Genomic DNA, 15955 nt, shown 5'->3' on the forward strand with positions numbered 1-15955 from the left:
CGTCATAATTTACATCCTTGCGCCATAGTTTTTATAGCCTCCTAAAACTTTACATAGTTCTCCGCATAGCTCATATGGGTTGCTTCAAGTTCGATAGCATCTTTGTACCAACAAAAATCATAACGAACAATTTAAAACAATAATTATGAAAGCATCAATCACAAGAACGGTAACCGAATCAAGAACAGGACAGTACTTCTCAACGTTCAGCAATAGCAAGAGAACCCAATGGGCGCAGTATAGGAACTTCAATAGATAATAAACCTTAAAAAAACATCATCATGGAAAATTCACCTTTATATCCATTCCGTCAGAGAAAATTTTTTGGAATTGGATTCGGTTGGAGCACCGACAGGCTGTTTGACCGAAGAGTTAACAATAGAAAAAAGATACAAAATTGAAATAATGAAAGCATCAATCATAAGAACGATAACGGAATCAAGAACAGGACAATACTTCTCATATTTCAGCAACAGCATGAGAACACAATGGACACAGTACAGGAACTTTAACCGGTAATCATGGTCCGAAAGAAAACATCAAAAAACAACACAGTCATGAAAACGAAGATTCACGAATACTTATTAAAATCAAATAACTAAGCCATGTGTAAAACAATCATCAATCAATCACCAAGGGAATCTAGAAGGTTCACTTTCCTTTCCCAATTAAAGGATAGTAAGCGGATCCGTTGGGCTGAATCGAGATACTACCTTCACCAAATACACTAACTCATTGGATTAGAAAAGGGGTAGACCCCTCATCAAAGTCCATCACTTATCACAAAACGAAAATTATAACAAACTATTAAAAAATTTAATTATGAAATCAAAGATTCACGAATACCTGTTAAAATTAAATAAGAAAGGCGTGAGTAAAACAATCAAAAATCAAATTACGTGTATTGCCTTTGTTTTAATATCTGCAATGACATTTGCTCAAAACAATAAGAACGCCCAAAACGATTTTAGCCGAGAAGGGTTTATGTTCGAATTTGTGCTAGGTGGAGGTATAATAAGCATAGAAGATAGTGCTGGAATTCAAAATTTTGATAAATCTCAAGAAACGTTCATTTTTCCAGATTTCAAGATCGGCTACATGCTAAATAATCGTTTAGCCGTTAACGTTTCTGCACCGGGAATGATCTACGCGGTTAATAATAACGACAGACACTTTGGAGCTATTATACCAGCTGTTCAGTACTGGGTAAAAGACAAGTGGTGGATACATGGAGGTGCTGGTTTAGCTATAGACTCTCCTGCATTATATGATATTAAGGATAACCTAAATGACGATTGGAATACTGGAATCGCAGTTTTGGTGAGTACGGGTTATGAGGTTTACAGAAAAAACAAATTTGCCTTAAACCTTCAATCTAAATTACTCATGGGTGGAGTAAAGCTAAATAATAACATTGACAGAGATGCGGTACAGTTAAGTTTAGGAATTGGCTTTAGCTGGTTTTAATTATCAAAGAAAAATAATACCAATAATCATAAAAAATGCAATCATGAAATCAAATATTCACGAATACCAATTAAAATTAAATAACATAGTAATGAGTAAAAGATTTAAAATCAATTCTTTAAGAACCTTAATATACATGTCATTAGTTCTTCTTTTACTTACTTCAGCTTGCGGTCAGTCCGGCAACAAAACAAAAGCTGAGGCAAACGATAACACTGAAGCCCCTGCAGTTGCAAAACCGGAAATAGATATTCAAGCAGCAATACTATCGGACAATCTTGAAGCCGTTAAACAGCATATTTCGGCAGGAACAGATTTGAACAAAAAAGACCCCATGACCGGGGCCACTCCGTTAATCACTGCGGCAAGTTTTGGAAAAAACAAGATTGCCCAAGTCCTTATTGATGCCGGGGCGGATTTAACAATCAAAAATAACGATGGGGCGACAGCTTTGCATACGGCCGCATTCTTTTGTAGGGTCGAAGTCGTACAGTCCCTTATTGACGCCAAAGCCGATAAGACAGCCAAGAACAACTTTGGTATGACGCCAAGGGAAAGTGTTATGGGGCCTTTTGCTGAAATAAAGCCCATTTACGAAATGCTTCAGCAACAATTAGGACCGATAGGTTTACAAATTGATTTGACGGAAATCGAAAAAACCCGTCCGGTCATTGCAATGATGTTGCAGTAATCAATCCCAAATTGATATTCAAATGACAACTGAAAGAAGATACGATATCGATTGGCTACGGGTTGTAGCTATAGGCTTGCTACTCATCTATCATATAGCCATTATATTTCAACCCTGGGCCATGTTAATAGGCTTTATAAAGAGTGATGAATCCCTAGAGGGTTTATGGAAACCGATGACCATGCTTAACGTCTGGCGAATCCCATTGCTATTTTACGTATCGGGAATGGGACTTTACTTTGCCATGCGTAAACGAAATTGGAGACAATTGATTTTGGAGCGCACAAAGCGGATTCTCTTGCCCTACCTATTTGGTATTGTTGCCATTACCACCATGCACATGTTCATTTTTCAGCTATACTATAATATGCCATTAGGTTATTTTCCCCATCAAGGCCATTTATGGTTCTTGGGGAATATCTTTTTGTACGTACTTATACTCTTACCGTTTTTTTACTACCTGAAAAAGGATGGAAACGGTAAAATAAAAAGGATGTTATCGTCTCTCATGGGCCATCCCGGTGGCCCTTTGTTGATATCCCTATTTTTTGTCCTAGAAGTTGTGTTGGTAAAACCCCAGCTATTTGCTTTATATGCCCAGACATGGCACGGCTTTTTTAATGGGCTTCTTGCCTTTTTATTCGGCTATCTTTTTGTGTACAGTGGTAATATATTCTGGCAGACCGTTTTAAAATGGAGATGGTTATATATTGGTTTGGCCGCTGTTTTGTTCGGCATCCGATATTTTATATATGCTACGGAAGCGCCAGGTTATCTGACGGCCATGGAATCTAATTGTTGGATTTTCGGGGTTTTCGGTCTCGGGTACAAATATTTGAACCGGCCAAGTAAAACACTAAGTTACTTGAGCCAGGCAGCATACCCTGTATATATCATTCACATGTTTGCTTTATATGCAGGAGCACTGCTCATATTACCATTGGAGATACCAACCTTATTGAAATTCATAGCTATTGTAGCTTTTACTGGTGTAGGTTGCTTTATCGTTTATGAGTTTGTTCTTAGAAGGATTGTTTTTTTAAGGCCTTTTTTCGGATTGAAATGGACCTACAAAAAAAATTAAAAAGTAAAAACTTCAACCTGGAACCTGAATTGATAATACAGTGAATCGAAATTCTTGACTTTGGTTAAAATTAGAGTTAGAATTTATTAATGAACTGCCTGAATTAGCTGAAAAAAGGCATTAAAGTGAAGTAAGCACATTTAAATATATTTTAAGATGAAAAGTCAAATAGTACTAATTTTCTCAATAGTAATGCTCAGTGCTTGTAAAAGCTCTGATAAATTTGGTATAGCCCAACAACCAACCTTACCTGATTATCAAGTTGGTGAAAAATGGGTATGGAAATATAAAGGTGTAACTACTGAAGGAGAAGTACGTTCCGATGGAACAGATACAAGAGAAATAGTCAATATTAATGGAGTTTTAGGTATGACTATCGGTAAGGATACTATTCCTGTTAGCGATATTGTTAAACCAGAAGTTAGCGAAACACCCAAGTATGACTGGCCTCTTGAAGTGGGTAAAAAATGGAAATATGAAAACAATTGGACAAGCCAAGATGGAACTACTGGAAACCAAAGTCACAATGCCGAGATTTTATCATACCAAGAAGAAACAGTAGAAGCTGGCACATTCATGGCATACACCATTAAATACACAGGGAAAACCACGAATTCCAGAGGATATAGCGCAAATGAAGAGGAGGTTTGGTTGTATGCGCCTGCTGTAAAAAACTTCATAAAACTCACCCAGAATCAAGGTGATTTTTTATACGTAGAGGAATTAATCGAATATTCAAAACCTAAATAAGTCTCTATAAAAGAAGTAAACATCGTTATTGAAATATCACAACAAAACGAAAACTATTTTTTATACGTGACCAAACCATAGCTAATTATGAAAATCTTTAGAAAGATTCGTAAAAAATTCCTTTCAGATAATAACTTCAGTAAATATTTCATTTACGCCATTGGCGAAATTGTTCTGGTCGTCATAGGTATATTGATTGCCTTACAAATCAATAATTGGAACCAAGCTAAAAAGGATAACAATGCTTTAAAAGAGTATTTGGTTAAAATCAAGTCACATACCATAGAAGACCTTTATAAACTGGACTCGGTAACAAGGGGTAGAACACAAATTGCCCAGCTTTGTATAAAGGCCCGTAGAAGCATCTTGGATAAGACAGAAGACGAAAACCTTATTCTTTTTATGTCCAGTGGGTTCGCCTTTGCAGATATAAATTTTAAACCGAATACGGGAGGGTATGAGGCATTAAAAAATTCCATCTATTTTGGTAAAATCAACAATACGCCATTGGATTCACTCTTGACCAGATATCACAGTTTAATTGAGGAAATTGCAGCAAGCGAAAAGAGTTATAATGACTATGCAAAAAGTCAGCAGGCGTATCTTTCCACTCAGTTCGATAGGTCTTTGATGCTCGCTTATGCCTTTGTACCTCCAGATTCCCTAAAACTAAGAGCGACAACGCAAGCGGAGTATTTTGAGGATTTTGACGCATATACATCGGCTGCCCCCTATCGAAACGTCATTAGTTTAGCAGCCTGGCAGTTTGATACCATGGTTGCTTTGTATGGTCAATTAAAGGATTTAGGCGAAAACGTCATCGAAGAAATAAATACAATTACTAATGATTAATTACTCGACACTAATTTGCCAAACACTAGCAATGAAAAAATGAAAAAGCGAAAAACAAAACAAATACTCAGAATCCTATTCATTTTGGTAAGCATTGGCTCTTTGTACTTTGTGCCATGGATATTGGTAAAGGCGTGGATTTTACCCTTGCCCGATAACGTCCAAGAACAAGTGGACGAAGCCATCGGCCACGGATTTGATGGTATGATCGTTTATGTGGATAAAGCAGGAGAACCTCCAGCATTTTATGCGGGCGGCTGGAAAGACCGCGAAAACAAAATACCTGCCGACCCAAAAGCTCTATTCAAAATTGCCAGTATCAGCAAATTGTATGTTGCGGTTGCCATCACCAAGTTGGCCCATAATAAACAACTATCCTTAGAGGATACGCTTGCCGATTACTTTCCTGAACTTGTGGGGAGAATTGAAAACGCGGAAAAGATAACCCTTCGATCAATGGTACAACATCGAAGTGGTATTCCCAATTTTACCGACAATCCTACATATTGGGAAAACGAACAGGAAAATGGTAAAAAGGCACTAGAATTCGCTCTTGATTTACCTGCCAATTTTGAACCCGACGAAGACTATGGCTATTCAAACACGAATTATTTATTGCTACGTCAAATCATCGAAAAAGTGATAGGGTATAGTCATGAAGAGTATATCAAGGAGAAAATCCTGATTCCCCTTGGACTAAAAAAAACATTCTTTTCACTTAAAGAAGTGAATTTGAATGATGTGATGAGCGGCTATTATGTAGGCATTGACAAAGATTTTAAGACCAATGAAAACGGAATGTTGGCTACGGCCGAAGACGTTGGCATCTTTCTTAGGGCATTGAACGATGGTTCTGTATTTGAAGAAGGCGAACAGGAGATTTATTCCACCATTTATGAGTATGAACATGGGGGTCTGGTAGTAGGTTATCAGAGTCTCGCAGAATACCATGAAGACATCGATACCGTGGTCGTTCAATTCATTAATACAACCGATTTTGAGGGCTACGAATGGAATTTATCGGAAATCGTGATCAATCGTATTGTAAAAATATTGAGGCGTAAAGAAAACCCATGAAAAAGGTAAGATGGGTAGTAGTTGCATTTGTAGGCTTCCCTTTATTTGCTTGGTTTCCGGAAGTTTCGAAGTCTTTATTGAGTTTATGCGCATACTCTTGTCATATGCCGTTAATGCAAAACGGTAACAATAACTTTATTACATCGTCAGAATTAGTATAAATATTAAAATCAAATTATTTATGATTGTAACTACAGAACAAAAACAACTGATTAAAACTGCACGAATCACTGGCGTGTGGTATTTAATGATGGCTATTTCAGGAATTTTAGGGTTTATGGTCTTTCATTCTCAAATATTTGTGTCTGGAAACCCCGAACAGACGCTAGCGAATTTAGTAGAATTAGAATCTACAGCAAGAATTAGGTTGCTATTAGAGTTCACTATCGTAATATCCCAGGCCCTTACTGCAGTTTGGTTTTTCAAATTATTTAAAGGTGATTATGAATGGGAAGCTTGGACTCTGGGTATTTGGGGAATTGTAAACGCTTTAGCCATTATGATAAGCGCAATTTCAATCGCCTCCGCAATAGGTATTGCCAATTCTGATATAAGTGTTATGCAAGATAAAATTGTACTTATTGAGGTTTTACAAAATATAATTTCAAATGCTTGGGGTATTGGTGGTCTATTCTTTGGGCTTTGGCTGTTTCCCATGGGATATATAATCATCAAATCCAAAAGAATGCCTGCCTGGTTGGGAAGAGTTATTATTTTAGGAGGACTAGGCTATCTAGTTTCTACTGTTATACACTACGCCGGTATTGATTTTAGCTTCAATAGATTTCTCACGCTACCCGCAACCATTGGAGAATTTTGGATGATCGGCTATCTACTAATATTTGGGATTAGACCTAGTAATGAGCAAAATTAGATTAAAACGGAATACAGCAAGTAACCAATTCATCGGATGGGCTGCATTTCGCCCAGACGGGCTAATCGATGAGGACGAAGTATCGGATTATGAAACACATCCTTCCCCTACAAGTGGCGCAATTTTCAATGCAGGTAAAGTCAGTCGCATCAATGTAGTCCACTTCCTGGACCAAATAATCATTGATGACGAATTATGGAATACCTAGAAAGGACAGTTGTCCGTTATTTACAGTCCAATGGTAACTTAGTGAGGGGTTTTAAACGCTGAACACTTTATGAATAGTCAACCTTATACAGAAGTTTTTTTAAAAATAGCTAAAGTAAAACTCAATGGCATTACCAAGAATAAAACTTATTATTGCCCATAAAAGGGTAATCCTTCCCAGATTAAATGCATTCGAAAAGGCTATCCACAGCGAAACTATTGCACAGAGAAAAAACAGAACCATAGCAAAAGTAGGTACTCCGCTTATAAAGATGCCCGCTAGATTGAAAAAAATATCCGCCAAAGCGGTAAAAGCAAATAAGGCCAAGGCAAAATTCGATTTTTTATGTCCCACAAAAAGATAAATCGCTGCAAGTAATAACTCTAGACAAATGGCCAAAGGCCCAAATTGGCCGTAATATGATTTCTTGAAATACCCTACAAAGTTTTCCGGATAGTCAATTTTCAAATAGAAGATTACCCCGAGTACCAATGCAATAATTGTAAAAATTAAGCCAATACCCTTTCTTTTTTCCATTTTTTGAAGGCTTTTTACTAGAGTAAGATAAAATTTTCTGAAGTCAGGAAAAAATCATCGGTAAATTTTCCAGCTATAAATCAAGGTATACCTGTAAAATTTCGGCGGAGCGAAATATTTGATTTACAGTTCTGTCAGTTCGTATCTAAAGTGGACAAATTATCTTTCATATGAACTGAAATTAGGCTAGAACTAGAGTCCCTAAAAGGAACGATTTATGATACTTTGAATAGCACATTGTTTAAGTCATATTTAGTTTAGTCTTACTGCTTATGAGTAGAGTTTAATTTTATATAAGAATGTCTTTCGTGGAAAAATTAAATTAAATTCAAATCGATTCATACTATTTTGGTACACTTATGTTACTTTTATTATTCGAAAGCGTCAAAGTGCATTTCAGGTAGACCTATCCGGATACCAATTTTGAAAATATAATTATAACTATTTGGTTATTAAAGGAGTAGGTCAGGGGTTCTAGCGCTGCCATCCTGGCAAATTGAATATAAAACCATGAATTTCAGGATTTTGTATTTTAAAAAAAATTCAAAATCCTATAAAAATCAGGCTTCATCGATACCTATTCGGTTACTTGTTTTACCCTTCACTTAGCGAAACCCCCATCTTTATTTATATTACTGTTCTATGTTCTTGGGGAACACTGATTGGAACCATAAATTTCAATGTTTTAGTGAATCTAATAGTTTTTTGGTTTTCAATCTAAGAGGCTTATTATCTATAAAAATGGACATTATAGGTAAATCAAATCAAATCAAATAACAATAGAGACCACAGTTGATACATTATCCACCTATGTTACTCACTTTTATAAAGATCAAATAAAATGGATTTGATTTTTTAATTAGCCTTATTGTTTTGGAGCCTACCTCAACCTACAATTTCTAATCTATTGAACATCCTTTAAAATGTATCCATCTAATATCAATTCAAATTATTATAGCTATAATTGTGAAAATAATATTCGTAACAATTTTTTCCGAACCTTCTGAAATTGGATTAACTTATTACTTACGGTCATGAATATTATTACTTTTAAGATGACGAAAATTTTGGGTATGGAATTCTCAAAATCTCAATGATAATGTAAATGAAAAAATTAGTCCTGTTCATTTGTGGTACCCTTATCATTATGGGTTGTAGGGAGTATAAAAAGGATATGGTTATATCATATGACCAACAACCTGTGGGGGTACAAAATATCGCCTATAAATGGGGTGAAATGGCACTTATCGCTACGGCTCGTGATACCGAAAAATTTAAACCAAGGCCAACAATTACCTCAAGGTACCTGGGCCTGATTTTTGTCTCTGTCTTTGATGCTTGGTCTCGCTATGATGAAAAAGCAATTCCCGTTTATCTCACGGGAGTTGATCGCAGGCCCATAGAAGAACAAAATCTTAAGAATAAGGAAATAGCTATAAGTTATGCGGCGTACAGAACTATGAACGAGTATTACTATTCGGATACAGTGCTATTGAAAAATTTTATGAAAAAGCTTGGGTTAGACCCGTCAAATGAGACTTTGGACCCAAATACCCCTGAAGGTATTGGGAATTTAGCGGCCAAGGCTATAATAGAGGCTAGGAAAGGAGATGGTTCCAACCAATATGGAGAAGAGCCTGGCTCTAATGGTGAGCCCTATTTTAATTATGTTGGTTACGAACCTGTAAATTCAGCAGATGAAAATGTTGATCCCAATAGATGGCAACCCAAATATTTCTCGGATGGAAATGGAGGTAGATACGCCCCTGGATGTTTAACGCCCTTCTGGGATAAAGTAAGTCCGATCGCCATAAAATCTGCAGATCAATTTCGTCCTGGTCCACCGCCCTTAATGGGCTCTGAGCAATTGGAAAATGAATTAAAGGAGGTTGTTGAGATGCAAGCTAATTTGACTGATTATCAGAAGGCCTTGGTGGAATTTATGAGGGATGGGCCACAATCTGTTCAGCAAGCTGGACATTGGCTTAGTTTTGCCCAAGAAATATCCAAGAGAGATAGTCATACCCTTGATGATGATGTGAAAATGTATTTTTATAACCAAGTTGTCGCTATGGATGCGTTCATTGCCTCTTGGGACGCGAAGATGTTTTATGATTTTGCCAGACCTTACGCCTTGGTACATAAATATTATGGAAATCAAAAAATAACAGCATGGGGAGGAGAAGGAAAAGGCATGATAGAGATGAAAGGAAATGCATGGAGGCCTTATTCCCCAGAAGTATTTTTATGCCCTCCTTTTCCCAGTTATGTATCCGGCCACAGTACCATTAGTGGAGGTTGTGCGGAAGCATTGAAAATCTGGACCGGAAGTGATGAATTTGGGGCAACGGCCACGCTTGTTTCAGGGGCAATGACAGAGCCTAATAATTTAGGAGATACTGTAACCCTACATTTCCCAACATTTACAGAAGCTGCTGAAATGGCCGGCCTTTCAAGGGTTTTGGGTGGATATCATATCCAGGCCGATAATGTTGCTGGTTTGGAATTAGGTAGAAATGTTGCCAGAGAGGCTTGGAGTTTTTATGAGGAACATATTGGTAATCATTAGTAATGACTAGCCACAATTTTTAAAGGAATGCTAAATTAGGGTATGCTCCACCATAGCTACTATATGAAATAGTTAAAAACAGATCTTAGAATGAAAAGTACTTCAAGGTTTCTGATGTTGGTATGTTTGTTCTCGTTTTTATCATGCAAAAATAGTAGGCCAGAAAAGGAAATTAAAAAGGAAGACAATGAACTTCTGAGCAATGATTTCGAATACACCAATGAACTTATTGCAGAGACAAGTCCTTATTTATTACAACACGCCCATAATCCGGTAAATTGGAAACCTTGGAGCGACAAAGCTTTTACACTTGCCAAGGAGAAAAATTCCCTCATCCTTTTAAGTATTGGTTATTCAACATGCCATTGGTGCCATGTTATGGAAGAAGAGTCATTCGAAGATATAGAAGTGGCTCAAATGATGAACGATAATTTTATAAGTATTAAGGTAGATAGGGAAGAAAGACCGGATGTGGATATTGTTTATCAAACGGCCTTGGAACTGGTGCAAGAATCGGGAGGTTGGCCACTTAATGCTATCTTATTGCCAAATGGAAAGCCAGTTTACTTGGGCACATATCATGACAAGGAAACCTGGAAATCTATTATCTCCAAATTTAGTTTAGAGTATAAGAACAATCCAGAAAAAATGGAGGAATATGCCAAGCTTCTTACTTCTGGGATTCAGGATGTTTATAGTGGTAGTGTGGGCAGCAATGAAGCTTTCACAGATACAAACACCATCCATGAAGGGATTTCAAAATGGTCTAAGCAATGGGATTCTGATTGGGGGGGAGATGTAGGGGGTCAAAAATTCATAAATCCTTCAAAGCTAAATTTTCTTTTGAATTATGCCTTTTTGAGTAAGGATATGAAGGCCAAGGATCACCTTAGAAAGACATTAGATGCTATTTTGTTAGGAGGTATTCACGATCACTTGGGAGGTGGTTTTTTCAGGTATAGTACAGATGGGCAGTGGAAAATTCCCCATTTTGAAAAAATGCTTTACGATAACGCCCAAATTTTAAGTTTGTACGCTAAGGCGTATAGGGCGTTCAAAGACCCAAAGTATCTTAAAGCACTAGAAACTACACTTAATTTCATTGAGCGCGATATGAAGGGAGACCAAGGAGGATATATTAGTGCCTTGGATGCCGATACCAATGGAGTAGAAGGTGCTTTTTACGTTTGGGAAGAGGAGGAGCTGAGATTTCAATTAGGGGATGATTTTGACCTATTTTCTAGATTTTATTCCATTCAGAAGGAAGAGGAATGGGAAAACGGAAAATATATTCTGGTAAAACGATCGGCGGACAAGGAATTTTCCAATGCCCATTCAATTTCAGAAAGTGAACTTATGGAGTATTCCGAAAAGTGGAAAGAGATTCTTTTGAAGGCCCGTCAAACAAGAGTTGAACCTAAAAAGGATGATAAAATAATTACGTCATGGAATGCCATATTAATAGATGGTTTTATCGAAGCTTACAAGGCTACTTCCAAGGAAACATATTTAACCAAGGCTAGAAGCACCTTTCAATTTCTATTAAATCATAATTACAAAAATGAACAGTTGGTGCACTCCTATAAGGAAGGCAGTAAGCAGAAAGAAGTTTTTCTCGAAGATTATGCTTTTATGGCCAAAACGGCCTTAAACCTTTATGAGAGTACCTTTGAACTGGATTATCTTGAATTGGCCAAAAAATTCAACAACACTGCACTTGAGAAATTTTCTGATGAGTCCGGGTTTTTTAGCTTCAATGAAAAAAATGAACTTATTGCCAAAATAATTAGTACTGCAGACGGCGTTTTGCCTTCCGCAAATGCAATTATGGCACATAACCTATTAAAACTTGGTCATTTAGATTACAACCAGCAATTTTTGAATAGTTCAAGAAAAATGATTTCTTCCATGATTACTTCAATTGTAGAAGAGGTTCAGAACTATGGGCAATGGGGTAGCTTGATGCTCACTGAAACCTATCCTTATTTTGAGATTGTAGTTGTAGGACCCAATGCCAGAAAAATTAGTGTTGAACTCAATACTTATTTTATTCCCAACGCTTTGATTGTTGGGTCCGAAGTTCCAAATGAGTCCCCCTTATTTCAAGGTAGATTTTTAAACAACGAAACTTATATTTATATCTGTCAAAACAGAACCTGTAAACTGCCTGTACAGACCATAGAAGAAGCTTTGGTTCAATTATCAGAGTTGGGCTCGTATGGATGGACCCAAAAAAGAGGATTACTACCTTTTTGATTTTTTGATATAATATCTTCACATTTTATTTTGAAAACCAGGCGCAATGGTATAATAAGTACCACTAAAAGCAATATTTGTGGTGGATGTGCTTTTGGTGAATGGATAAATTTATAAGTTTTAAATATTCTCTGAAGGGCCCGATTTTAAGATTATGACTTTGCTGAATCGAGTCTTTTCAAGCAACTTGCTTTAAAAAGTCTTTATGAAAACATGGAATTTAATTTATATAACAACATTGGTCCTTGTTTCAAATGTTGGTGCTCAAGAAATCCCTGATTGGGAAAACCCGGAAGTCAATGCTATTAATAGGTTAGAAGCTAGAGCGACATTTTGGCACTTTAATGAAGCTATGTTAGACCAGAAGATTACCGCACTAGAAAACTATATCGATTTAAATGGGATATGGAAATTCAATTGGGTAACAAAACCGGCAGATAGACCAAGAGAGTTCTATAAACAAAGTTATGATGTAAGCAATTGGAACGACATACCTGTACCATCAGATTGGCAAATGCAAGGATATGGCTATCCTATTTATACCAATATTAACTATCCGTTTCCAAAGAATGCCCCATTTATTCCTCATGATAATAATCCTGTTGGTAGTTATAAACGCAAGTTCAACATAGATAAAACTTGGGAAGACCATAAAGTATTTATTCATTTTGGAGGCGTAAATTCGGCGTTTTATTTATGGGTCAATGGTCAAAAAGTAGGCTACAGCGAAGGCTCTAAGACTCCAGCGGAATTCGACATTAGCAATTACGTAAAAACTGGTGAAAATGACTTGGCGGTTGAGGTATATCGTTGGTGCGATGGGTCTTATTTAGAAGACCAGGATTTTTGGAGATTGAGTGGTATTGAACGTGATGTATATATATATGCCACAAAAAAAATAAGTTTTAAGGATATAAATAGTAAAGCGTCTCTTCACAGTAATTACAAGGATGGCAAACTTGAAGTTTTGGTTGAGGTTTCAAACCATACCGAAAAATCTCAAAATCAAACCATAGATATTAAACTATTGGATGGGAATGAAATCATTTTTGAAGGCTCAAAAAAGATTAAGATTGAAGGCAAAAGAAACCTAGCTACAACCTTTGTAAAGGATTTTTTGAAGGTACAGTCTTGGTCCGCGGAAATTCCCAAACTATATGATTTGCAATTAGTACTGACCGGTAACAATGGCAAACAATTGGACGCTACAAAGATTAAAATTGGATTTAGAAGTACTGAAATTAAAAATGGGCAATTATTGGTTAATGGAAAACCAATTCTTTTAAAGGGTGTAAACCGCCATGAGCATGATCCTTTAAATGGCCATGTGATCAGTAAGGAAAGTATGCTGGCGGATATTATGGATTTCAAGAAATATAATATAAATGCTGTACGAACAGCCCATTACCCCAACCATCCATTATGGTATCAGCTATGTGATCAGTATGGAATATATGTGGTTGATGAAGCTAATATAGAATCTCATGGTTATGGCTTTGAAAATGGTGTAACACTTGCCCAAGATGATATGTTTGCGGCAATGCATATGGATCGGGTTCAGCGAATGGTGAAACGGGATGTAAACCACCCTTCGATAATTTATTGGTCTTTGGGAAATGAGGGGGGCAATGGTCCAAACTTTCTGCAAGCATATGAGTGGATAAAGAATTTTGACCCTACGCGCCCGGTACATTATGAACCATCCGGAAGACCAGATCCAGAAGCCTACCAACCAAGAAATACGGATATTATAGGTTGGATGTACGAACAAATACCCGTAATAGAAAATGATTTTTTAAAATTGGATGCCGAACTTCCTTCAGCGCAAAAAAGACCTTTTATTTGGTGCGAATACAGTCATGCCATGGGAAATAGCAATGGAAATTTCGCTGATAATTGGGAATGGATTCGTTCAACGCCACAAGCGCAAGGCGGTTTTATTTGGGATTGGATGGACCAAGGATTACAGAAAATTTCAGAAGATGGCTTGCCATATTATGCCTATGGTGGTGATTTTGAACCTGAAGGTGTATATAACGATAATCATTATTGTGCAAATGGCATAATAGGTTCGGATAGGGAACCTCACCCCGCCGTATGGGAAATAAAAAAAGCCTATCAACCTGTACGCTTTGGACAAAAGAGCACAACAGAATATCAAGTTTTTAACGAAAATTTTTTCGTTACAACCTCAAATTACACGTTTGATTGGGTCCTTTTGGAAGATGGTCTAGTGGTTAAGAAAGAACAGCTTTCACTTGATGTTTTGGAGCCTCAAGATACCACAATATTGAATATTGATTTTAATTATGAATTTGATCGAACCAAGGAATATTTTATCAACTTCCATGTGCGCACTAGTACTGATCAATCTTTATTAGAAAAGGATTTCATTGTGGCTCAAGATCAATTCTTAGTGCAAAAGGCCAAAAATCGTCCCGTGATTTCTACTAAAAAGAAACAGCATGTGAAAAAGCTCAAAAATGAGGAATACATTGTGTCAGGTGAGGGCTATGAATATAGATTCTCTCAAGAGGGTTACGGATTAAAGTCCATATTGTGGAGGAATCAGGAACTATTGGCAGAGCCCTTGGAAATGAGTTTTTGGCGTGCCCCAACAGATAACGACTTAGGTGCATGGAATGTATTGGTGAACCCAAAGGATTCCATATATTATAATTGGAGAAATGCCGGTCGCATCTATGAATTAAAGGACATGAAGGTTGAAAAAGGCAGTAATAAGATGAATGGGAAACAGGTAGCCTTTACATACTTCTTTTTACACCCAACTATTAACACTAAGAATAAGATAAGCTATACGGTACAAAATAACGGAACGCTGGTGATTGAATCTGAATTACTTCCAGGGGATGATTCATCTTTAACCAATATGCCTAGATATGGTATTAGGTTTGCCATACCGGGAGATTATGAAAATGTATCCTACTATGGCCGCGGTCCACACGAAAACTACAGTGATAGGAATACAGCTGCCCATTTAGGTATGTATACCTCCAAAGTTAAGGAGTTTTATGTACCATATATTAGGCCCCAGGAAAACGGTTATAGAACTGATGTTAGGTTTCTATCATTCACGAACGCTGGTAACTCTGGACTGAGAATTGAAGCGGAGGATGTCCTATCATTTTCTTCCCATCATAATCCATTGGAGGATTTTGATTATGGTAATACAAAAGGCCAACAACACACGATAGACATAGTGCCCAAGGATAAGGTATGGTTACATGTAGATTATAAACAGGTAGGAGTAGGAGGAGATGATAGTTGGAGTAAAAATGCCTTGGCCAAAGATAAATACCAGATTAATCCTAGTTTAACCAAAATGAGTTTTTCAATGTCTCCAATGAAGTAATTTTAAGATGTTTTGAAGGTTTTTTTGTATGCTTTCAAGAAAATTGATATGCCCTAATTATAAGCTTCTTAATAATTTGGGATGAACTGGTTAGATTAGGACTATAGGTTGATTTAGCTTCGCGAGAATTTACTTCAACTTTTATTTTCTTTGTTAATCTCTCACGATATATTGAATTCAACATGGGTTTTCCGATTTTTAAATTTATGATAAAAGT

12 protein-coding genes are annotated in these 15955 nt (G+C 36.8%); 11 read left to right on the forward strand and 1 reads right to left on the reverse strand.

Features of this window, described 5'->3' with window-relative positions:
• Positions 1-822 precede the first annotated feature (822 nt).
• From DZC72_RS09470 to DZC72_RS09505, 8 genes are all read left to right on the forward strand, one after another.
• A complete protein-coding gene (locus DZC72_RS09470; RefSeq protein ID WP_243641710.1) occupies positions 823-1467 on the forward strand; it encodes a hypothetical protein in 645 nt (214 codons plus the stop codon).
• A gap of 136 nt (positions 1468-1603) precedes the next feature.
• Entirely contained in the window at positions 1604-2158 is a 555-nt protein-coding gene (locus DZC72_RS09475; RefSeq protein WP_125222698.1) for an ankyrin repeat domain-containing protein, read from the forward strand.
• A 22-nt stretch (positions 2159-2180) separates the two neighbouring features.
• Positions 2181-3242, forward strand: a complete 1062-nt coding sequence (locus DZC72_RS09480) for an acyltransferase family protein (RefSeq protein ID WP_125222699.1) — start codon at positions 2181-2183, stop codon at positions 3240-3242.
• A 156-nt stretch (positions 3243-3398) separates the two neighbouring features.
• Positions 3399-3992, forward strand: a complete 594-nt coding sequence (locus DZC72_RS09485) for a hypothetical protein (RefSeq protein WP_125222700.1) — start codon at positions 3399-3401, stop codon at positions 3990-3992.
• 87 nt (positions 3993-4079) lie between these two features.
• Positions 4080-4844 carry a DUF6090 family protein gene (locus DZC72_RS09490; protein WP_125222701.1) on the forward strand — a complete coding sequence of 255 codons (765 nt, stop codon included), beginning with the start codon at positions 4080-4082 and terminating at the stop codon, positions 4842-4844.
• Between the two features lie 39 nt (positions 4845-4883).
• Positions 4884-5921 carry a serine hydrolase domain-containing protein gene (locus DZC72_RS09495; protein WP_125222702.1) on the forward strand — a complete coding sequence of 346 codons (1038 nt, stop codon included), beginning with the start codon at positions 4884-4886 and terminating at the stop codon, positions 5919-5921.
• Between the two features lie 181 nt (positions 5922-6102).
• Positions 6103-6795 (forward strand): DUF4386 domain-containing protein, encoded by a 693-nt coding sequence (locus tag DZC72_RS09500; RefSeq protein ID WP_125222703.1) that lies wholly within the window; start codon positions 6103-6105, stop codon positions 6793-6795.
• Entirely contained in the window at positions 6782-7003 is a 222-nt protein-coding gene (locus DZC72_RS09505; RefSeq protein ID WP_125222704.1) for a hypothetical protein, read from the forward strand. Before DZC72_RS09500 ends, DZC72_RS09505 begins: the two co-directional genes overlap by 14 nt.
• A gap of 99 nt (positions 7004-7102) precedes the next feature.
• Here the strand turns inward: DZC72_RS09505 and DZC72_RS09510 are convergent, their stop codons facing one another.
• The gene (locus DZC72_RS09510) at positions 7103-7540 is read right to left on the reverse strand and encodes a hypothetical protein (RefSeq protein ID WP_125222705.1); all 438 of its coding nucleotides are present in this window, start codon (positions 7538-7540) and stop codon (positions 7103-7105) included.
• Positions 7541-8645: 1105 nt separating this feature from the next.
• On the opposite strand from DZC72_RS09510, the gene DZC72_RS09515 reads away from it, so the two are divergent.
• The 3 genes from DZC72_RS09515 (at position 8646) to DZC72_RS09525 (ending at position 15738) form a co-directional block, all read left to right on the forward strand.
• Positions 8646-10109 carry a vanadium-dependent haloperoxidase gene (locus DZC72_RS09515; RefSeq protein WP_125222706.1) on the forward strand — a complete coding sequence of 488 codons (1464 nt, stop codon included), beginning with the start codon at positions 8646-8648 and terminating at the stop codon, positions 10107-10109.
• A 90-nt stretch (positions 10110-10199) separates the two neighbouring features.
• Positions 10200-12365: a thioredoxin domain-containing protein gene (locus tag DZC72_RS09520; protein ID WP_125222707.1), complete on the forward strand. Its 2166-nt coding sequence runs from the start codon at positions 10200-10202 to the stop codon at positions 12363-12365.
• 205 nt (positions 12366-12570) lie between these two features.
• On the forward strand, positions 12571-15738 hold the full coding sequence (locus tag DZC72_RS09525) for a glycoside hydrolase family 2 TIM barrel-domain containing protein (RefSeq protein WP_125222708.1): 3168 nt from the start codon (positions 12571-12573) through the stop codon (positions 15736-15738).
• The last annotated feature ends 217 nt before the right edge of the window (positions 15739-15955 follow it).

It is taken from the genome of Maribacter algicola (assembly GCF_003933245.1).
Taxonomy (GTDB): domain Bacteria; phylum Bacteroidota; class Bacteroidia; order Flavobacteriales; family Flavobacteriaceae; genus Maribacter; species Maribacter algicola.